General features: G+C 33.8%; 17 protein-coding genes and 1 tRNA gene. 4 read left to right on the plus strand and 14 right to left on the minus strand.

Annotation, left to right across the window (positions count from 1 at the left end; genetic code table 11):
- Positions 1-16: 16 nt before the first annotated feature.
- Positions 17-694, minus strand: a complete 678-nt coding sequence (locus Q0893_RS11240; RefSeq protein ID WP_298902468.1) for an ABC transporter ATP-binding protein — start codon at positions 692-694, stop codon at positions 17-19.
- Between the two features lie 26 nt (positions 695-720).
- Positions 721-1971 carry an efflux RND transporter periplasmic adaptor subunit gene (locus tag Q0893_RS11245; protein ID WP_299275591.1) on the minus strand — a complete coding sequence of 417 codons (1251 nt, stop codon included), beginning with the start codon at positions 1969-1971 and terminating at the stop codon, positions 721-723.
- 206 nt (positions 1972-2177) lie between these two features.
- Between Q0893_RS11245 and Q0893_RS11250 the strand changes: the two genes are divergently transcribed.
- The gene (locus Q0893_RS11250) at positions 2178-3524 is read left to right on the plus strand and encodes a sigma-54 dependent transcriptional regulator (protein WP_299275594.1); all 1347 of its coding nucleotides are present in this window, start codon (positions 2178-2180) and stop codon (positions 3522-3524) included.
- Positions 3514-4857, plus strand: coding sequence for a HAMP domain-containing sensor histidine kinase (locus tag Q0893_RS11255; RefSeq protein ID WP_299275597.1), 1344 nt, complete (start codon positions 3514-3516; stop codon positions 4855-4857). Before Q0893_RS11250 ends, Q0893_RS11255 begins: the two co-directional genes overlap by 11 nt.
- On the opposite strand, the gene Q0893_RS11260 is transcribed toward Q0893_RS11255, so the two are convergent.
- Entirely contained in the window at positions 4858-6723 is a 1866-nt protein-coding gene (locus Q0893_RS11260; protein WP_299275600.1) for a serine hydrolase, read from the minus strand.
- A 77-nt stretch (positions 6724-6800) separates the two neighbouring features.
- A complete protein-coding gene (locus Q0893_RS11265) occupies positions 6801-7907 on the minus strand; it encodes a hypothetical protein (RefSeq protein ID WP_299275603.1) in 1107 nt (368 codons plus the stop codon).
- Positions 7908-8027: 120 nt separating this feature from the next.
- Between Q0893_RS11265 and Q0893_RS11270 the strand changes: the two genes are divergently transcribed.
- Entirely contained in the window at positions 8028-9290 is a 1263-nt protein-coding gene (locus tag Q0893_RS11270; RefSeq protein ID WP_299275606.1) for a hypothetical protein, read from the plus strand.
- Positions 9291-9533: 243 nt separating this feature from the next.
- Here the strand turns inward: Q0893_RS11270 and Q0893_RS11275 are convergent.
- From Q0893_RS11275 to Q0893_RS11290, 4 genes are all read right to left on the minus strand, one after another.
- A tRNA-Met gene (locus tag Q0893_RS11275) sits at positions 9534-9606 on the minus strand.
- Between the two features lie 114 nt (positions 9607-9720).
- On the minus strand, positions 9721-10635 hold the full coding sequence (locus Q0893_RS11280; protein ID WP_299275609.1) for a Two component regulator three Y domain protein: 915 nt from the start codon (positions 10633-10635) through the stop codon (positions 9721-9723).
- A 141-nt stretch (positions 10636-10776) separates the two neighbouring features.
- Positions 10777-10959 carry a CPXCG motif-containing cysteine-rich protein gene (locus Q0893_RS11285; protein ID WP_298902445.1) on the minus strand — a complete coding sequence of 61 codons (183 nt, stop codon included), beginning with the start codon at positions 10957-10959 and terminating at the stop codon, positions 10777-10779.
- Between the two features lie 9 nt (positions 10960-10968).
- Positions 10969-12876: an ABC-F family ATP-binding cassette domain-containing protein gene (locus tag Q0893_RS11290; protein WP_298902444.1), complete on the minus strand. Its 1908-nt coding sequence runs from the start codon at positions 12874-12876 to the stop codon at positions 10969-10971.
- Positions 12877-12988: 112 nt separating this feature from the next.
- Here Q0893_RS11290 and Q0893_RS11295 point away from each other — a divergent pair, with 112 nt between their 5' ends.
- Entirely contained in the window at positions 12989-13369 is a 381-nt protein-coding gene (locus Q0893_RS11295) for a DUF983 domain-containing protein (protein ID WP_298902443.1), read from the plus strand.
- Here Q0893_RS11295 and Q0893_RS11300 read toward each other — a convergent pair whose 3' ends face one another.
- From Q0893_RS11300 to Q0893_RS11325, 6 genes are all read right to left on the minus strand, one after another.
- Positions 13370-14416: an FAD-binding oxidoreductase gene (locus tag Q0893_RS11300; RefSeq protein WP_299275614.1), complete on the minus strand. Its 1047-nt coding sequence runs from the start codon at positions 14414-14416 to the stop codon at positions 13370-13372. It lies immediately after the preceding gene.
- A 74-nt stretch (positions 14417-14490) separates the two neighbouring features.
- Positions 14491-15390, minus strand: a complete 900-nt coding sequence (gene gldN / locus Q0893_RS11305; protein ID WP_298902441.1) for a gliding motility protein GldN — start codon at positions 15388-15390, stop codon at positions 14491-14493.
- Between the two features lie 40 nt (positions 15391-15430).
- A complete protein-coding gene (gene gldM, locus Q0893_RS11310) occupies positions 15431-16996 on the minus strand; it encodes a gliding motility protein GldM (RefSeq protein WP_298902439.1) in 1566 nt (521 codons plus the stop codon).
- A 53-nt stretch (positions 16997-17049) separates the two neighbouring features.
- A complete protein-coding gene (gldL, locus tag Q0893_RS11315) occupies positions 17050-17685 on the minus strand; it encodes a gliding motility protein GldL (RefSeq protein ID WP_298902437.1) in 636 nt (211 codons plus the stop codon).
- 82 nt (positions 17686-17767) lie between these two features.
- Positions 17768-19141 (minus strand): gliding motility lipoprotein GldK, encoded by a 1374-nt coding sequence (gene gldK, locus Q0893_RS11320; RefSeq protein ID WP_298902436.1) that lies wholly within the window; start codon positions 19139-19141, stop codon positions 17768-17770.
- 186 nt (positions 19142-19327) lie between these two features.
- Positions 19328-20494 (minus strand): formimidoylglutamase, encoded by a 1167-nt coding sequence (locus tag Q0893_RS11325; protein WP_298902434.1) that lies wholly within the window; start codon positions 20492-20494, stop codon positions 19328-19330.
- Positions 20495-20499: the final 5 nt, after the last annotated feature.

Consider the following 20499-nt stretch of genomic DNA (forward strand, 5'->3'; position numbering starts at 1 on the left):
TGATTGATGATTGTTTTTAGTTCAAAATGTTCTCTGTTACTTTTTGTCCATCTAACATTCTAATAATCCTATGACTATACTTTGCGTCATGTTCACTATGTGTTACCATTATAATTGTTGTACCGGCTTCATTGAGATCAATTAATAAATCCATAACCTCATTACCATTTGTACTATCTAAATTTCCTGTAGGCTCATCGGCAAGAATTAATTTTGGTTTATTCACTACAGCCCTTGCCACTGCTACTCGTTGCTGTTGACCTCCAGATAATTGTTGAGGAAAGTGATTTCTACGATGCATGATTTGCATTTTTTCTAAAACAGCTTCAACTTGTTTTTTACGATCTGCAGGTTTTACTCCTGTATAAATTAAAGGCAGCTCAACGTTTTCAAAAACGGTAAGTTCATCGATTAGATTAAAACTCTGAAACACAAAACCAATATTATGTTTTCTCAATTCTGAACGCTTTCGTTCATTATAACCTGCCACCTCTTCGCCGTTAAACTTGAAACTTCCGCTATCAGGATCATCTAATAATCCTAAAATGTTTAACAGTGTCGATTTACCACAACCTGAAGGCCCCATTATAGCAACAAACTCACCTTGCTTTACGCCAAATGACAATTTGTTTAAGGCAATGGTTTGAACTTCTTCTGTTCTGTAAAATTTCTCTAAGTCCGTAATTTGTATCATTGTATTTATGTGTTTATTGACTGATTTTATTTTAATATAAGTTCTTCGGTATCACCAAATGAATCGTAGCTAGAGGTAACCACTTTATCTCCTGGGTTTAAACCTTCTACAACTTCATAGTATTCTGTATTTTGACTTCCTAATCGAATGTTTACTTTGTAAGCACTGTTTCCATCTTCGCTCACTTTAAAAATCCAGTTTCCCCCTGTTTTCTGAAAAAAACCACCCTTAGCAACTAACAAGGCTTCTTTCTCTGCACTTAACGCCACTCTAATCTGCAGGTTCTGACCGCGTCTAATGCCTTCAGGAACATCCTTTTCAAATTGCATATCCACTTGAAAACGACCATTAGTGACTTGTGTAAATACTTTTTTAATAATTAAAGTATAAGTCTTACCGTTAAGCACAGCTGTTCCCGTTTGCCCAGTATAAATTCTTGAAATATAATGTTCGTCTATATCTACTCTTACCTTATAACCGCTAAGTACGTCAACCTGTCCTAATCGTGTTCCTTTATTAATCGATTGTCCAATTTCCGCGTCTAATGAAGTTAACTGTCCATCAATTGGAGCTTTTACAACTAGATCCCCTACTTTTTTTCTCATCAGTTCTAGAGCACTTTGCGTTCTTGAATATGAGCTTCTTGCCTGGCTAACCTCTAATTTTGCAGATATAGAGTCTTCTGACAAAACTTGTTTTGCCAATTTCATACGTTCTTTTTGGTAGTCGAAATTATTCTTTGACGATTCATAATCCATGCGTCCAATGGCCCCTTTATCATATAGACGTTTGTTTAAATCATAAACACGCTTTGCTTCAATTAAATTATTTTCAACGTCAGTAAATTGATTTTGTCTATTAATTGTATTTTGACGCGCCGCATTTTGAGAAATCTGCATTTGTGTCAACAAATTATATACTGAAGTCTCTTGATTGATAAGGCTCAATTCTAAATCTGTATTAGATAATCTTAGAATAGGTTCTCCCTTCTTTAAAATAGCGCCATCTTCCACAAATTTTTCCTCTACTCTCCCGCCTTCCAAAGCATCCAAATATATTGTTGTGATGGGTAGAACAATTCCGTTAACTGGAATGTTTTCTTGAAACACATCGTTACTAACTGTATGAATTGAAATACGTTCTTTTTCGACATTCAACTTAGAACCTCCTGAAGTTTGCATAATGACATAAGCGATTAACACCAAAATGCCTATTACGCCTCCTATGAGTCCGAGTTTTTTTGTTGAGAATTTTTTCTTCTGAATTGGAACGTCCATGTTTTGTTTTTTTATACGATTAATATATAGTGAAGATAATGCCAAACATTTACATCTCTGATTATCAATGTTTTACTATTTTAAAGAATTATTAAAGTGTTCGGTTTTGATACACTTTATGTTCGGAAATGAACATATTTTTACTTCGGAATATTTTTGGTTTTTGAGCCTTTCGAAGCTGAATATAATATTGTAATATTGTATACATGGTATTAAAAGAAGCTACAATATTAGTTATTGATGACGATGCAGATGTCTTAACAGCATTGCGCCTTTTATTAAAACCGCTTGTAAAAAGTGTTGTCACCGAAAAAAACCCAAGCAATATTAATGCGCAAATAGAGCGTACAGGTTTTGATGTAATAATCTTAGACATGAACTTCAATGGCTTGGTAAACACAGGTAACGAGGGCATTTTTTGGTTGAATGAAATCCGAAATGAAAGACCAGAAACAGCTGTTATACTTATGACAGCCTACGCAGATATAGACTTAGCTATAAGAGGGCTTAAAGAAGGTGCTTCAGATTTTTTAATGAAGCCATGGAAGAATGAAAAAGTCATTGAAACCATAACAACCATTCTTGAAAAGAAAAAATCTAAAACTACACAAAAGAAACACCTTAACTCTAGCGTAGATATTATTGGAGAAAGTGATGTTATGGAGGATGTTTTTGTTAAGTTAAAAAAAGTAGCACCAACCGATGCGAATGTGTTAGTGTTAGGCGAAAACGGAACAGGTAAAGATTTGATTGCAAGGGCACTTCATGATAATTCTAAAAGGAAAAATAAACCCTTTGTAAAAGTAGATGTTGGAGCACTCACATCTACACTTTTTGAAAGCGAGTTGTTTGGCTATAAAAAAGGTGCTTTCACAGATGCCAGGGAAGATAGAAAAGGACGTTTTGAAGCTGCAAATGGTGGCACTTTATTCTTAGATGAAATTGGCAATATTAGCTTAGGGCAACAAGTTAGACTCTTAACTGTTCTACAAAACAGACAAGTTACACCATTAGGTTCTAATGAGTCGATTCCTGTTGATATTAGGTTAATTTGTGCTACAAACATAGATCCCTCAGTATTGGCAGATGAAAAAAAATTCAGGAAGGATTTAATCTATAGAATAAACACTGTTGATATTATTGTTCCTCCGCTGAGAGAACGTGGTAAAGACATTACCGAATTGTCACGTCATTTTGTTTCATTATATGCCGAAAAGTATAATAAAACACCTTTTACTTTTGATCCTGGTTTTATTTCAAAACTAAAAAAGCATGACTTCCCAGGTAATGTGAGAGAACTTCAATATGTGCTTGAACGCGCTGTTATTATGACAGATGGCAGCGTACTAAAACCAGAAGATTTGGTATTTTCATCTATTGAACGCTCTGCAACCAAAAGTACATCAGCAACTAGCTTAAACTTAGATGATATAGAAAAAAATGCCATTCTCACGGTGTTGGAGAAAAACAAAGGAAACGTTTCTAAATCTGCAAAAGAACTTGGTATTACAAGAGCCGCTTTATATAGACGACTAGACAAGTATGAACTTTAAAGGTTATATTCTCAGATTATTTTTTAGAATACTAATTCTTGTTAGTGGAATTCTTGCTTTGGGCTATGTTATCTATAAAGACAAAACAACCTATGCTGTAATTATAGGTATTGTACTGCTCTATTTTATCATTAACACTTATACATTCGTAAAACGGCGATTTGTAGTGATGGATGATTTTTTTGAAGCCGTTAAGTATCGCGATTTTTCGAGATGGTTTCCAGAAGATAGAGGACCAAAAGACATTCGGTTTTTATATACAGGGTTTAACGAAATTAATAGAACCATAAAAGAAATCAACTCTAAAAATCAAGCGCAATACGTTTATCTGCAAAAGATTTTAGAAATGGTAGACATAGGTATTATAGCCTATAATTTGGAGACGGGCGATGTACTTTGGAGTAATGAGTCATTTGGAGAAATTCTTGATGTTCCTTCTTTTAAAAACATTCGTTTCGTAGAAAACAGAAAACCCAAATTATACAATACCATTTTTGAAACCTATCATAAGGAATCGAGCTCTATTTCTATTGCATTACAAAACGAGCATATTAAAATTTTGATTTCAGATACTGTTTTTCAGGTAGATGATGATGCTTTTAAGTTAGTTGTTATTCAAAATATAGATCGTACTTTAAACAAGAATGAATCAGAATCTTGGAAAAAATTATTGAGTGTAATGACGCATGAAATCATGAATTCTATTGCACCTATTTCATCTCTTGCCGATACACTTCAAAGAAATTTACAACTGGCTATTGAGAATCCGCAAACATCTCATTTAGAATTAGAAGATCTTAATGCTGGTATAAAAACGATAAAAAACCGAAGTGAAGGCCTTTTGAAATTCGCTAAAACCTATAGAAGCTTAAGTAAAGTGACGAAGCTCAACTTACAAAAAGTTAAAATTAAAGAGTTATTTGACAATATTGAGTTACTAATGGCGCCTTCTATTCAAGCAAAGGATATTGACGTTGAATTTAAAATCTCAGGCCCAAAACTATCATTAGATATTGATACGCATCTCATCGAACAAGTATTAATTAATCTCATATTGAACGCTGTTGATGCATGTAAAAACAAGAAAGACGCTAAAATCAAAATCCTAGCCGAACAAAATCAAAACAGAGAGATTGTTATTAAAGTCTACGACAATGGTTCTGGAATACCATCGGATATTTTAGAAAATATATTTGTTCCCTTTTTTACTAGCAAAACTACAGGTAGTGGCATTGGACTAAGCCTTTGTAAGCAAATAATGCTACTACATAACGGAAGAGTTGTGGTAAAGAGCGTAGAAGGCGAAGGTTCTGTATTTAGCTTAGTGTTTTAGTTATATATTATAAAATAAGAACTCCCAGTAGTTAAAAAACCATATGTGACTTAACATCAATAGCATAAAAAAGACAGCATAAATGTTCTTTATGCTTATTTGTTTTTCATTTTTAATGAACTTAAAAACATAATATGGAAATATTAGTGCTAAAAGGGCGGAAACATGCGGCAATAGCAAGGCAAAATTCAAAGATAGAGGAACCTTATAGTGGGTTGTAACGTCAATAATATCTAGTAGAATGAATAGTAATAAGAAAAAGACAACAATAGTTGAAGCTAGATAGAATGCTATTTTTCTCAATTTCGTTTCTTCCTTAGAAGCCTTCTCTTTTTTCTTTAAGACATAATATATTATGGTCACTAATGACATCAAACTAATTAAACAAAACAGACCTAAATGCAAGTATTCATGGTCTAAAGCTTTCATTTTCAGAAAAGCTCTTTCACCTATTAACACATATTTTGGACTTTGTTTCTTATTGGTTTTGAAAGCAATGACATCACCAGATTCACTTCGAAATATCTCATCTTTATAATGGTAATAGGTAGCCCCATTTTCCAATACCAAAGCGTTCTTATTCGTTACTGAAATCCTAATGCCTTCTCCAGGAAAATTATCTATTTTTTCAATATTTTTAAAAGCACTGCGCGTGTTTAAATACCGACCAGCATACTTCGATAAATCAATATCTGGTTGTTTATCGTTTTGCCTAACAGGTAGCACATTTTCATATTCTAGATGTAATATGTTTTTATTGACTACATCAATAACAGACTGCGTTGGTCCGTATCCATAATTACCATTAAACGTAAATAAAAAACCAAGGTTTAATTCTGGGTACAGATAAAGAGCACTGTAAAATCCTTTGAAATGACCATTACTAAAAAGTACTTTGGGGTTAGTATCATATACCGAAAAGCCAAAACTTCTCCCCATCATAACTGGATGGTTTCTAACCTGTGTTGTTAGCATTTTTTGCAATAAGGATGGTGTTACAATAACATTTCCTTTATAGTTTCCGTGGTTCAACAGCATCAATAAAAAATGAGACATATCTTCGGCTGTAGACATCAGCATTGACGCCGGGCTCGTATTTAAGTATTCAAAAGGAACCTTATCATAACTTCGTTTATAGTATCCAAACGCCAAATTATCATCAAATTGAAATGGATCTTGAAATGAAGAATTATACATTTCCAAGGGTTCAAAAATATATGTTTTGATATAGGCTTCAAATGGCAAATCGCTTACCTTTTCAACAATAAAACCAGCCAAAGCACTGCCGTAGTTTGAATACGTAATCACTTCGCCAGGAGGATGAACAATCTTTGGAAGACGTTTCTTTAAGTGTTCTTTTAATGTGGGCAGTTCGTCGCTAGTTAATCTTCGTCTTAGGACATTTCTTTTATCAAATCCTGCTGTATGCGATATTAAATGCCTAAGCGTTACCTTTGTTTTGAAGGGATTGGACAGGTTAACGTCATCCAAATAGGCTTCTATATTTTCATCTAAATTCAACAAACCTTTATCAACCAATTGCAACACAGCTACTGTCGTAAAAACCTTTGAAATTGAGGCCATCCGAAACACGGTTTCATCTTTGCTCACCTCTTTTTTTAGTGCCATATCTCTATACCCAAATCCTTTGGTATACAATATCTCATTTCCGTAAATCACAGAAACAGCTCCACCAGGCACATAATAGTCTTGCATGGCAATAGGCACAATGCTATCAATAACATTAATAACTTGATTTGAACTAATTCTGGGAGAGTTCATCTCATCAATTATTGATTCTTTTGGCGCTTGCGAATACACAACAGACACATAAAAAATGCACAGTATCTTGATAGTTCTTATCATTCTAGTCTAAAATGTAATATGACAACCTGCCTTGATATTAGCCATAACTGCATCATGAAATCTGTTTCATTTCGGTATTATTTAATGATTTTAATCCCCTTTTTATTCTTAAAACGACCCGTAATTAGCCATCCTCCAAAATCTTCGGATACAGCCATTAAAAGTTCGTTTTCTCCTTTCTTAAGAGGCAAATAGATAGCATCAAACAAGCCAATAGTTCCTAAGTAGCGATAATCACGAGATCTATATTTATTTGTGCCCTTATAAATAGGGATTCCATTTAAAATAGCAACCACGCGATCACTATATCCGAACTCAAATAACTTTAATTGGTCGCTGTCGGAATGGATAATCACTCTTGCCAAGACTGTGTTCCCAGGTGTTCCATCATAAAGATGTACTTTTCTGGCAATATTCGCTGCAATACCTTCTTCAATTTGAATTGTTCCGATCCATGTTCTTGATGCCAGTGCCGATTTCAAAAGGGATAGATCATTAACACTTTTTTCTTCAAACATGTCTGATATTTCCCATTCTGGAATTAAATCCTCAACTGTTTTTTCTTTGATAGGCTTGAAATCTACAATTTCAATGGCATTCGGATCTATTTTAACATTAGCAATATGTTGAGCTCCTTCGCGTCCACCCGCTTGAATTCTAATTCCTCCGGTTTTAGGCTCATGATACAAGTACCATGAGTGATGCGGCGTTTCAGAATGATCTAGATACACTTGAGCTCTGTTATCATTTATTACCAATTTAACATGAGTCCAGTCATCAAATTTATAAGTATATGGAAACGAATACTTTGGTCCGAAATAAAGTTGAAAAGAGGTAATATTATTAGTTGTTGGAGCCGCTTGGTTAGCATCTTCCTTTCCTGATAAGTGTGGTCTTAATAAAAACTTCTCGGAGTCGCGTTCTTGTGTTCTAAAACTAATTCCGGGAAATGATTGAAAACGCTTAAGATGAACATCAAACTCTATCGTACCATTTAAAAATTCGATATCATTTAATGTCATACTACCTTGTAAATAAATGGCATCATCACCTAGATTTTTCTCAAAAAGATGCTTACCTCTTATGGTCCAAGTCGTTGTATCTAAGGGAATGTTATTCTGTGCTACACTAATGTTTACAGCAACAATTAGTATCATGCCTGTAATGATATGTTTGATTTTCATAGTTTAAAAATTTAAATTTCATTAAAGCTCTAACATTCTAAGTTTAAGCCTAAAACAAGTTGGTTCAAAACCGTTCAATGTTGTACAACTCGTAATTTTTTGTGACTTTTGTCTTATATCATGAGTACTTATAAAAACCACGCGCTTGTTAAAAAATGCCTACTTCGAATAGAAGAAAAACTAGGTTGGGGAGATGCTACCGAATGGCACAGTGATGTATTTATAGAACTAAGTGAAGTTATTCAGGAAAAAACAAACGTATTGTTGAGTCCTACAACCCTTAAACGTGTTTGGGGAAAAGTAAACTACACGAATGCTCCCAGCATTAGTACCCTTAATACCTTATCTCAATTTGCAGGATATTTAAATTGGAGAGACTTTAAAAATAAGGTTGAAGATCAACAAACTTCGAAGACGTACAAATTTGAAAAAGACCAAAAAAAGATTTTCGCTTATGCGGCTATTATTGCATTGGTATTTATTTCTCTCTTTTCGGTTATAAACGGTGTTAGTGATAAACTGGAGGGTTTTGATTTTTCTGCACTAGAATTTGAAAGCCGACCTATTGTTAAAGGTTTACCGAACTCGGTTGTTTTTGACTTCAATTTAAAAGGATTAGATTCTGATAGTATTTATATTCAGCAGTATTGGGATGTTACCAAAACCATAAAACTTGAGCCTAATCAGTCTCAGGCCACAGGACAATATTATTACCCTGGATATTTTAGGGCAAAGTTGTTGGTTGAAGGCGACATTAAAAAAGAGCATGACCTGTTTATAAAAAGTGAAGGTTGGTTAGGTACTATTGATTATGAACCGATTCCAAAATATTTTAAAACATCTGAAATTATTGGTACACATTTGAAACTTCCAGATTTTGCCTTGCTTGATATACAAAACATGGAAAACCCTGTCCAATCTTCTTTTCATCTCGTTGATGATTTCGGAGAAATTTCTGGTGACAATTTCCTATTAGAAACTGCATTTAGAAATAGCTACAAAGACAAATGGGCTGTTTGTCAAACCACTAAGATTGTCATTTTAGGAACCAAAGGCGCTATGATAATTCCATTTTCGATTCCCGGTTGCGTCTCAGATATAAACGTTCTTTTAAATGATGTTTATCTTAATGGCAAACAGCATGATCTCTCTGCTTTTGGTACAGATTTATCGGATTTTAAAGACATCCAAATACAAACAGAAAACAAAACAGTAAAAGTGATCATTGATGGCGAAACCCGATTTATGAAGCGCTATAACGTTTCCATTGGTCATCTTGTTGGTATACGCTTTAGGTTTTTAGGTGCAGGTGAAGTGGATTATTTAAAGCTCACAGACAGTTCAAATAAGATTTTAGTTGATACTGATTTTAAGTCTAAATAACATCCAAGTCAGTTTATATTCTAAATATTATACACCTTTTTGATATTTCAATTTTATAAAGTAAACTTTATAAAATCTCATTTACACAACAAGCCAAATACTTTCGTATTTGGCTTGTTGTGGCGGGAACTGGACTAACTCTCTTTGCTTCGTAATATGAGCTTTTCTTTTGTTCTCAACACTGAAGTAAACTTCAAAGGATTCCAAAAGAAAAGCTCCTTGATTTCTCAAGGAGCTTCTTTGTAGCGGGAACTGGACTCGAACCAGTGACCTTCGGGTTATGAGCCCGACGAGCTACCTACTGCTCTATCCCGCGATATTGGACTGCAAATATACAACCCTTTTTTATTCCTACAATAATAATCTTAAAAAAATAACTCCCAACATATAAATGTTGAGAGCTACTTACTAATTTAAAACTCTATGTTAATTAATTATCGTCTTCATCTTCATCTAAGGTTACAATAACACCATCTGATTTCATACTTACAAAATCAAATTGTTGAAGATTTGGTAGTTGCTTTTTCAATTGCACTAGCTCTCCTTTAAAATCATTATTTCCTATTAATAATACTTTTAAATTCGTTAAACTAGCCATGTCTGTTGGCAAGTTGCCGTAAAATGCATTGTCTGATAAAACTAACTCTTCTAAACTTGCTAGGCTGCAAATTGATTTAGGCAACATTCCGAAGAAATTATTATCAAATACACTTAATATTTTTAAATCTTTAGCGTTAGAAATGCTAGATGGTAATTTACCAGATAACTTATTACTACTTAGCATCATTTTCTTTAAGCTCACCAAACCACCAATTGTACTTGGTAATTCTCCACTCAATTGATTACTATACAACTCTAAGGTACTTAAGTTTGATAATTGTCCGATACTAGCAGGAATTTCCCCATCAATAGTATTCATAAACAATTTTAATTTTCTCAAAGATTCTAAATCACCAATTTCATTTGGTAATGGTGCATTAAGCATATTAAATGCAATATTTAAAGTCTCAAGAGATTTTAAGTTTTTAATAGATACTGGAATTGCTCCTGTAAGTTTATTTCTAAAAAAATTGATATGTTTTAGGTGAATTAGGTCACCAAGTGATTCTGGAAGCTTTCCTCTTAATCCATTAAATTCTAGATTTAGGGCGATCACTTTGTCGTCTTTAACAACAACACCATGCCAAGTTTTAACTGGGGTATCTAGGTTCCAAGTGGTTCTCCAAAGAGGTCCGTTTGTTGAGGCATATAAATCTTTTAAAGCCTCTTTTTCTTTTGTTGAAATGCTACCAAAGGACAATAAGGTAACAAGACACATTAACAATGTTATTCTAGCGGTTTTCATAATAGTAGATTTGTTTTGGGCAACAATTTCTACTACGAAAGTAACCGAATATCGGTTGAAATACAATTATTTTCGATGAAATGCACTTTTCTTTAACAATGAATTCGTTAAGTCTTTGTATATCAGTGATTTACAAAACAGTTATTGCTCTATGTTTTGTGCTTCAAAACCCGTTATTTCCTGATTTTCAGTAGTTATTTGTACTTGAATTGGATTACAACATACTTCACAATCTTCTATATATCGCTGTTGAGATTGCGACACATCAATAAGCATTGAGATGGATTCCCAACAATATGGACATTGAAAAAACTGCTCTACCATATTTAGAGTTTATGATAATTTTTCTAGATCATATTGGAGCGCTTCCCAATCGGTCATCAATTGCGCCAGCTTCTCCTTTTTAGCTTGGTAACGATCAAAAAAGGTGTCATCTGCAACCGTAGCATCATAATTAGTAGCCAATTCTACATCATCTTCTTTTATGTCTTTTTCTAACTGACTAATTTTTGATTCTATATTACTTAGCTTATTATTTAGAGATTTCAATTTTTTTTGCTCTTCGTAAGATTGCTTATTGGATGTTTTGGGTGCTTCCTTAATAACAGTTCTCTTTTCTACTTCACGAAGATTTTCAACATTTCGTTGCTCTAAATAATAGTCTATATCTCCCAAATACTCTTTTATTTTTTGGTCTTTAAATTCATAAACTATATTCGCTAAGCCTTGAAGGAAATCTCTATCATGCGATACCAAAATTAGTGTGCCTTCAAATTTTTTGAGCGCTTCTTTAAGCACATTTTTCGATTTAATATCCAAATGATTTGTTGGCTCATCCATTACTAAAACATTTAATGGTTGCAACATTAATTTTGCTAAGGCGAGCCTATTTCGTTCACCTCCAGATAATACTCTCACATATTTCTCTACTTCATCTCCTCTAAATAAGAACGACCCTAAAATATCACGAACTTTAGTTCTGTTGGTTTCATTTGCTGCATCAATCATCGTATCTAAAACCGTTTTACTTCCATCGAGATACTCTGCTTGGTTCTGGGCAAAATAACCTATCTGAACGTTATGCCCCAATTTGAGGTGTCCCTTATGTTTAATTTCTCCAACGATAATTTTAGCTAGGGTTGATTTCCCTTGGCCATTTTGCCCAACAAAAGCTGTTTTACTATCGCGTTCAACCATTAAATTGATATGAGATAGCACATGATTGTCATCATAACTTTTAGACACTTGCTCTGCTTCTATAACCACTTTTCCTGGTGTTACTGAAATAGGAAAATTCAAGGTCATTACACTATTATCATCTTCATCAACTTCAATGCGCTCCATTCGATCTAACTTCTTAATCAGCGATTGCGCCATTGTAGCCTTACTTGCTTTGGCTCTAAACTTCTCAATAAGTTTTTCTGTTTGTTCTATTTGCTTCTGCTGATTTTTTTGAGATGCCAATTGCTGCGCTTTAATCTCATTTCTTAAGATTAAAAATTTAGAATAGGGTTTAGGGTAGTCATATATTCTTCCTAAAGAAATCTCTATCGTTCGGTTAGTAACATTGTCTAGAAACATCTTATCATGGGATACAATTACTACAGCTCCCGAATAACTCTTTAAAAAACTTTCTAACCAAATAATCGATTCGATATCTAAATGATTGGTGGGCTCATCTAGTAATAAAATATCGTTATTTTGAAGTAATAACTTAGCCAACTCAATACGCATGCGCCAACCTCCAGAAAATGTATCGGTAAGTTTATTAAAGTCTTCACGTTTAAAACCAAGGCCTTGTAAAATCTTTTCTGTTTCGCCTTGATAGTTATAGCCACCTACTATTTCGTATTGATGCTGAATATCATTAAGATCTATCATTAATTGATTGTAGCCTTCACTTTCATAATCTGTACGTTCAGCAAGTTGCGCATTAACGTCTTCCATTTTGGCTTCTAATGCTTTTATCTCTTCAAATGCTTCATAGGACTCTTCTAAAACTGTCCTTCCAAATACGAAATCGATATCTTGTTTTAAGAAACCAAAGCTCAAATTTTTATCTGCTGCAATTTGCCCAGAGTCTGGTTCTAGTTCCTTCGATAAGATTTTTAACATTGTTGATTTCCCTGCACCATTTTTCCCAATAAGACCAATACGATCGCCTGGACTCAGTTTAAATGTAATGTCTTCAAACAAATATTCGCCTTGAAAAGAAATAGAAAGATTATGAATGTTAAGCATAGTTTTTTCAAATAATACAATTACAATAAACATTATAATTGTTGATCATTATACCAGCAAATAAACTAATTTTGTAGCCAGTAAAGACAACAAAAGTAAACAAATTTAAGTCATGTTAAAAGACACAAAAATATATAGCATTTTTACCGGAGCTTGCCCTAAATGTCATCAAGAATCTATGTATCAAAGAAAAAACCCTTATCTATTAAATGATGTCTTAAAAATTAATGATAATTGCTCACATTGTGGTTTTAAATACAGATTAGAGCCTTCATTTTTCTATGGTTCTATGTATGTGAGTTATGGTGTAGGTATTGCTTTTGCAGTAGCCGCTTTTTTGATTAGCTATCTCGTGTTAGAGACAAGTTTACTTACCGCTTTTCTAGCCATAGTAGGAACGCTTATAATATTGGGTCCCATTATTATGCGATTATCACGTAACATTTGGATTAACTTATTTGTTAGTTACGATAAAACGTTAACTAAAAAGTAATTATTTATCAAGTCGTTTGATATCAATTTCTTTATCTAAAGGTTCACCATTTTCAATATAATTATAGAGTTGATTCGCCACATAAGGTGACATCATAACACCACGTGACCCTAACCCGTTAAGTACAAACATGCGGTTATATTCCGAATGAGAGCCAACCAATGGTCTGCGATCTTTTGTTGTAGGTCTAATCCCGGCTACTTGATTTACAATGTCGAACTCGCAGTTAATAATTTGTTTTAGTTTATCAACGAGTGCGACTTTGGCTTCGTTTGTAGTATCATGTGTTTTATCTTCCCATTCATAAGTAGATCCTACCCAATATAAATCTTCACCAAGAGGAACGATAAACACCGACGATTTCAAAATAAAATCCATCTTCAATTTAGGTGCGCTTATGGTGAGCATTTCTCCTTTAGTTCCGTTTAAAGGTAGTGTGTTAAAGAACGGGTTTTTGGATATCCCAAAGCCTTCAGCAAACACAATATACTTAGCCCTTAAATCTTTGTATTGAACATAATCGCTTTGGATATCTAGTAAATCATACTGAAATGCATCTTGTTCAATTTGACCATTATTTAGGAGGTAACTGCTATAAGAGGAGATTAATTGTGATGTATTTATTCTTCCAGAATGCAAGACTTCACCAAAGCCATATTTTGCATTAATTGAGACATTAGAATTATGTATTAAATCGACTGATAAAAACTGATTTAAAACAGGCTTATCTGAAGCTACAAACCATTCGTTTTGTTCTTCAATTGAAGCAAATTTCCTATATATAGGTAGTTTATGATTTAGTTTAATCGCTAAGAGTTGCTCTAATGTTTTGTATTTTGGAAGCGCCAATTCTAATTGCTCTTTTGCCCGCCACACTTTCGTAAAGCGTTTTAAAATTACGGGATTATATAATCCTGCAGCTACTCGAGAAGACTGTTGCGATTTATTATCAAACACTACATAATCTTTTCCTGTCGCTCTCAACTGCTCACAAAACGCAATACCAGCCAAGCCACAACCCACAATGATATAATCTACAATTTTCATTAGTACAAAAGTAAGCCAAATAAAAAACGCTCACTAAAATTTAGTGAGCGTTTTCATATAATTTATTTTCTTACTTAGTAAGACCACATATCCTGTTCAAAGTTACGAATCTTGTCTTTTATACGATCGGATTCTAATAATTGCATCAAAGCATTATCTGCAATGTATTCTTTAACTTCTCTATCACCATATACATTTTCTTCTTTGTACATGTAACCATTAAAGCGTCTTGAATTCAGCAAATGATCAAAAGTGATTGGCATTGCGCTATTTTTGTTATTAAACGCTTTTCCTTCGTGTAATACTTCTCTAGCTTCTGGGAAGAACACCCAAAATAAGGCATTAGGTATCTTATTTGTTTCGTCTTCAGAATCGATAAAGTTAATATCTGGTGCAGCCGGAGCAATACCAAGAACTCTATACTTTAATTCTCCATGACGCTTATCAAAATACCAAAGTCCTTTAATTAAATAAGCACTAATATCGAATGCTTCAATATTTCTGGTTCTGATATATTCTGGATCTACGTAACCATCAGCATTTAATTGGTCATAACCAATATCTAAAGTATCAGTTTTAGTTGTGATGTCACCTAGTTCCTTCATTGATCTCTTTTCAGTAAAATAAGAATCATTATAAACATTCTTGATTTTTCCGTCTTTCACAGCAGCAATCAACGTATGATATAAAGACCTACGTTCTTTACCAATATTATTAGTATCTACTGGGAAATACAATGGAAAGTTCACACGTTCATCCAAAACAACTTTTTCCCAAGTCATTTTAGAAAACAGTATGTCTCTATCATCAACATAACCATATTCTAAAGGCTTGTCATTATCTAATGCCAACTGTGCTTCAGTCTTAACACCAATTTCTTGTGGTGTTTTAGCATTTAAAAGGTTTGCCTGAGCACACATACTTGATGTGAATCCTACTGCGGCAACAATTGATAATAAAAATTTATAATTCATCTTTTTAATTTTAATTTGGGTTAATCAATAAATAGGTTGATTAGTTTGATAATTCAATAACAGCTGGCGTTGCTGGTTTAATTACTGGTCCATTACTTCTTGATTTGATATCAAAAATCTGAACAGTAGCACCACGCTTCGCTTTACGTAAAGCTGATTTTGCAGCTCCATTAAGTCTATTACCAGAACATACAACAGATGGCTGTCCAGGTACTTTAAATTTAAAACTTGTTACTGTTAATGGTAAATCGAAATCAAAATCTTCCAACTCAGCAGACACCTTACCAATTTCAACATTGTTTCTTGGTAATTTACCTTGACTCGTTCCAACAATTTTACCTGTTGGTTTTGGAATATCTTTAATTCTGAATGTTTTTCTATCACTTACTTTAGATCCATCATCTAGAGTTGCTGTTACGTTAATTGTAACTTCTCTTCCTGATGAAGGCACCATGTTGTATTTACCTTGTCCAGAACCTCTTGTAAGTCCAGAACCAGTTGCAACAACTTTGTTATCTGGTACTCCAGCAAAAGAAATTGTCATTGGGTTTGTTACACCACGATATACAACATTCATTTTGTCTGCAGAAATTGTAGCAGAGTTTGGTCTTGGTACAACTACATAGTTCCCAGCAAACTCGATAGGCAATTCTTCACCTTTTTCCATAAAAGTAAATGTACCTTTAACTTCATTTTCACCAACACTTCCTGTTGTGAAATTTAATCGAGCATTACCAAGAGAATCAATTGCTCCTTCTTCTGTCAAAGTAACTTCGCTACCGTTAACATTAAGTTTAACAGGTGTAACACTTGCGTACTTACCTAGAACAACTTTACCTTGAAATTTCTCTCCAGCAAAAAATGCATTTTTATCTGGAATTACAATGGCTTGATAGTTTTTAAGTGTAACTGCTTGATCTAAAGAGTTTCCTAAAAATAGGTTATACAAGTTAGCTTCTGTAGTACGAACATCACTTTGAATCGCCGTTAATTTAGCAAAAGATGCAATTGCTGGAAATCCTTTAAAGTTATAATCTAAGTAGCTAAGTGGAGCTCCCTCTTGAGGTTTAATATCTCCTAAATCAAATCGTTTATCAAAATTAGTGATTGCTTCACCATAAGATACTTCTTCTCCAAGCACACCTTTAATATCAGATTTATATTTTTCAAAAGTAGCCATGATTTCTTGACCTGTTTTAGTTAACTTGTCTCCAGTAAACCATTTTTCGTCAAGGTAATCACCTTTGTCCATTTCTTCGAATGGCAAAGTACCATCTTCTTCTAGCTCATATCCTCCACCTTTTACGATATCATTTTTCAATGTTTCGATATAGGCAGCAAACTTATCAGAAATTGCTCTAATTTGTGTTGCTTTATTTGCAGCTACTCTAAATTCTTTAGGCTTTTCTTCAGCTTTTAAAGCTAAACCTTTAAGTAAGTTCTCGTTTGATGCATTGGTTAATGCATTTGTAGATTCGAACTTGGCATCCATAGAACCGAATGCAGACAATACCTCTTTTGTCATTGTCATTGCGATCATCGCAATAAACACGAGGTACATCAAGTTAATCATTTTCTGTCTTGCAGATAATTTTCCTCCTGCCATGTTAAATTAGTTTTTTAGTTGTTAATTAAATTAATTATAGTTCAAAAAACTAATTAGTTTTTGTTCATCGCAGATAACATTCCACCGTAAACACCATTTAATGATGATAAGTTAGATGCCAAAGATTGCATTTGCTCTTTTAATTTCTCAGCGTTAGCAACAGATTCTTCATTAATTTGTGCCTGACGATTAGCGCTTTCCATTTGTACTTTGTAAAGGCTATTTAATGATTCCATTTGAGCAGCAGCTAAAGACATTTCTTCGCTGTATTTCTTTTGAGCAGCCATAGCATCAACCGTAGGGCTAATTCCTTTTGCTGCACCTTCGAAGTTTTTAATACTAGACCCTAAGCTCGCCATTAACTCTCCGTCAATTTTAGCTTCTTTTAATAAGCTGTCTAATTTTTTAGATAATAATCCTTCAGCATCTTTAGGCTCTTCTTTCTTTGCTTTTTTAGCAGAAGAAGCTCCTCCAGCCAATTCTGGATATACTAAAGACCAGTCTAAATCTGACTGTTGTCTTTCAAAAGCTGAATATGTAAATACCAAGGCTTCTACAACCATACCAATCGTTAAGATTAGTGAACCATAAGGCCAGTGCTGAATTTTAAATAAAGCTCCAACAATTACGATTGCTGCTCCTAGTCCGTAGACCATGTTTGTGATTGTGATGTTTCCTTTCTGTGCCATAATTTTGTTTTTTTTTTAGTTTTAAGTCGATAGTTAACTTAAGTAGATTAATAAATATTTAGTTGAGTTAATTATTTTAAATTTAGTTAGTTGCGGCATTTTTAGTAACCTCTGTTCCCATATAGTCCTGAACAGTTCTGAAACCAATATAGCTTCTTGCAGAATCTGCATATTCATAATCTCTAGAGCTTACTTGTAGGAAGTAGGCAACATCTTTCCAAGATCCTCCACGAACAACTTTACGTTCGTTATCTGGGTCATTTACGGTTGGATTAAAAGATGCCATGTATTCGTACGAAGCTGCGTCATAAGATCCTTGTACCCATTCGGCAATATTTCCAGCCATGTTATATAAACCAAAATCATTTGGCTCGTAGGCATCTGCTTCTACAGTGTATAATGCTTGATCAGCTGCGTAATCACCTCTTAAAGGTTTGAAATTCGCCATAAAACAACCTCTGTCATTTTTAGCATAAGGTCCTCCCCAAGGATAAGTTGCTCCTTGTAAACCACCTCTTGCGGCATATTCCCATTCTGCTTCAGAAGGTAATCTATATTTATTTACGAAATGTCTTCCTTTAGATTTTCTATAACTATTGTGATATAACGTTCTCCACTGACAAAAAGCATTTGCTTGTTTCCACGACACACCAACTACAGGATAATCTCCATATGCATCATGCCAGAAATAGTCATTGTGCATTGGCTCATTATATGAGTAAGAAAAATCTCTAATCCATGCAGTTGTATCTGGATACACTTCTACCTCATCAGTAACGATAACATCCTTACGTCTTAAATTTCTGTCTTTAGCCGCTTTTTCGATATCCATGTACTTGTATTGAAATTTGAATTTCTTCACATCCCAAGTGCGTTGACCATTGTATGATTCTTCAATTGGTAAATACATTGTATCCATTACCTCAGCATAGTATTCATCTGGATAATCGGCTGTATCAAATATTAAATCAACGTCGCTATTTAATTTTCTACCTTCGTAACCAGTTGGCCCTAAACCACTGTAATTGTTATACATATACTTTTCATAAACTGACATGTTATCTGGATCTGCATCTTTAAATGCAAACTCACCAATACCTCCATTTCCAGGAGTTTCGCCAATCTCATCGGCTAGAATTGCCAATTTTGTTCTAAGAGTTGAATCTCTTACCCATTCTACAAACTGACGATACTCACTATTAGTGATTTCTGTTTCGTCCATGTAAAAGGCTCTCACTGTGACTGTTCTTGTAGGAGCGTCCTCCACTCCAGCTAAATCGTCATCTGACTTACCCATTATAAATGCTCCTCCTGGAACAAGTACCATACCATAAGGTTTTTCTGGGTGCCATTTCTTTCCTTTAACGCCTACAAGTTGTCCTCTGTCACCAGAGTTACAACTACTAACCATTAGGGCTAAAACGGCAGTTAATAAAGCAAACTTCTTAATATTCATAGAAACTCGAGGTTAAATTATTTAGTTGTAATTATGTGTTAAATAGTGTCCTTAATTATTTTAAGGCAGTAAACATATTTATATATTTTGTAAAAACCAATTTTTTTTCAATATTTTTTGCACTTAATCCCGAAAAGTTAACATTTCGTCGATTAAAAAAATGTTAATTAACAAATGATAAATATACTAAAAACTGTTCTTTTTATACGCTTTATACCATCTTTCTGGTATTTTACCGTGACTTGCCTCCAAATAATCCTCATGTGTGCAAGGTAATAACGTATGCTTTTTTAATTTATTATTAACATTTGGTAAAAAAGGTATTTCTATCCACCAACGTCCAGTTTTAATACTTTTATAAAATATTAATTCTTCGTCTTCAATCAATACATTGTATTTCTGATAGTTATCTTCGTTACCAAAATCATCATCATTTATTCTGCAATTTATACCTTCGACGAAATACCAAATCATTTGAGCAATTAACATAGGTGTCGCATCGAGTTCATTCGTCGATTTAAATTCATAAATACCAAATGATGACACCTTATTACTTATACCTGCATATCTCGCAATTGCGCATATTTCTTTTCCATTAAATCCATTTGGAGAGTATTTTTGCTTTGCACCTACTTCAGCAGCTCTAACAGATTTCAAGTCCATTGTTACAATATGAGCGTCACGCATCACAGGTTCTACCATATTTATATTATGGGTAATATCGCCTAATCGATACGCTTCAAAATAAAGCTTTTCCATGAGGTCAATTTCCTCCTGAGAATTAAAATAAGTTTGATAACCTACCACAGAGTAATTGAACAAATTATATGGTTGTTCTAAAATAACTTTACCAAGAAAGCTATTATTCTTCATTTCAACAGATGCATCACCTAAGTCAAAGTTGCTGTCAACATTTACAATATTCACCATTGGTGACATGGTATCGTAAGCACGATAGTTTGCATAAGTAAGATCTTGACTACCACCTATAATAATAGGTATTACTTTTTTCTCAATTAAAACCGATATTATTGTACGTACGGCGTAATACGTGTCTTCTATAGTATCACCTGCAGGAATATCTCCTAAATCGGCTATAGTTGTATGCCAATTACCCGGAAACAGTGAATATAACGATGTTCTTATGGTATCAAAATTCAATGTTTCACCCATGAAATTGACATCATTACGATTTTCTTTTACGCCTATAATAGCCAAACGAACTCCTGTTAAATCAGGAATGCCCAGCTGCGTAGAATGCACCTTAATTTTTCTGCCAAGCGCTTGTTCAGATAATAACTCATTATGAGCTAATACTGTATCTGAAACAGGTGACAAAAAATTAAAATTCATTGGTG

The organism is uncultured Psychroserpens sp., from assembly GCF_947494225.1.
GTDB lineage: Bacteria > Bacteroidota > Bacteroidia > Flavobacteriales > Flavobacteriaceae > Psychroserpens.

Coding starts and splice junctions, on each gene's coding strand:
- Q0893_RS11240 (WP_298902468.1), bottom strand. CDS start 694: ATGATACAAATTACGGACTTAGAGAAATTTTACAGAACAGAAGAAGTT.
- Q0893_RS11245 (WP_299275591.1), bottom strand. CDS start 1,971: ATGGACGTTCCAATTCAGAAGAAAAAATTCTCAACAAAAAAACTCGGA.
- Q0893_RS11250 (WP_299275594.1), top strand. CDS start 2,178: ATGGTATTAAAAGAAGCTACAATATTAGTTATTGATGACGATGCAGAT.
- Q0893_RS11255 (WP_299275597.1), top strand. CDS start 3,514: ATGAACTTTAAAGGTTATATTCTCAGATTATTTTTTAGAATACTAATT.
- Q0893_RS11260 (WP_299275600.1), bottom strand. CDS start 6,723: ATGATAAGAACTATCAAGATACTGTGCATTTTTTATGTGTCTGTTGTG.
- Q0893_RS11265 (WP_299275603.1), bottom strand. CDS start 7,907: ATGAAAATCAAACATATCATTACAGGCATGATACTAATTGTTGCTGTA.
- Q0893_RS11270 (WP_299275606.1), top strand. CDS start 8,028: ATGAGTACTTATAAAAACCACGCGCTTGTTAAAAAATGCCTACTTCGA.
- Q0893_RS11280 (WP_299275609.1), bottom strand. CDS start 10,635: ATGAAAACCGCTAGAATAACATTGTTAATGTGTCTTGTTACCTTATTG.
- Q0893_RS11285 (WP_298902445.1), bottom strand. CDS start 10,959: ATGGTAGAGCAGTTTTTTCAATGTCCATATTGTTGGGAATCCATCTCA.
- Q0893_RS11290 (WP_298902444.1), bottom strand. CDS start 12,876: ATGCTTAACATTCATAATCTTTCTATTTCTTTTCAAGGCGAATATTTG.
- Q0893_RS11295 (WP_298902443.1), top strand. CDS start 12,989: ATGTTAAAAGACACAAAAATATATAGCATTTTTACCGGAGCTTGCCCT.
- Q0893_RS11300 (WP_299275614.1), bottom strand. CDS start 14,416: ATGAAAATTGTAGATTATATCATTGTGGGTTGTGGCTTGGCTGGTATT.
- gldN (WP_298902441.1), bottom strand. CDS start 15,390: ATGAATTATAAATTTTTATTATCAATTGTTGCCGCAGTAGGATTCACA.
- gldM (WP_298902439.1), bottom strand. CDS start 16,996: ATGGCAGGAGGAAAATTATCTGCAAGACAGAAAATGATTAACTTGATG.
- gldL (WP_298902437.1), bottom strand. CDS start 17,685: ATGGCACAGAAAGGAAACATCACAATCACAAACATGGTCTACGGACTA.
- gldK (WP_298902436.1), bottom strand. CDS start 19,141: ATGAATATTAAGAAGTTTGCTTTATTAACTGCCGTTTTAGCCCTAATG.
- Q0893_RS11325 (WP_298902434.1), bottom strand. CDS start 20,494: ATGAATTTTAATTTTTTGTCACCTGTTTCAGATACAGTATTAGCTCAT.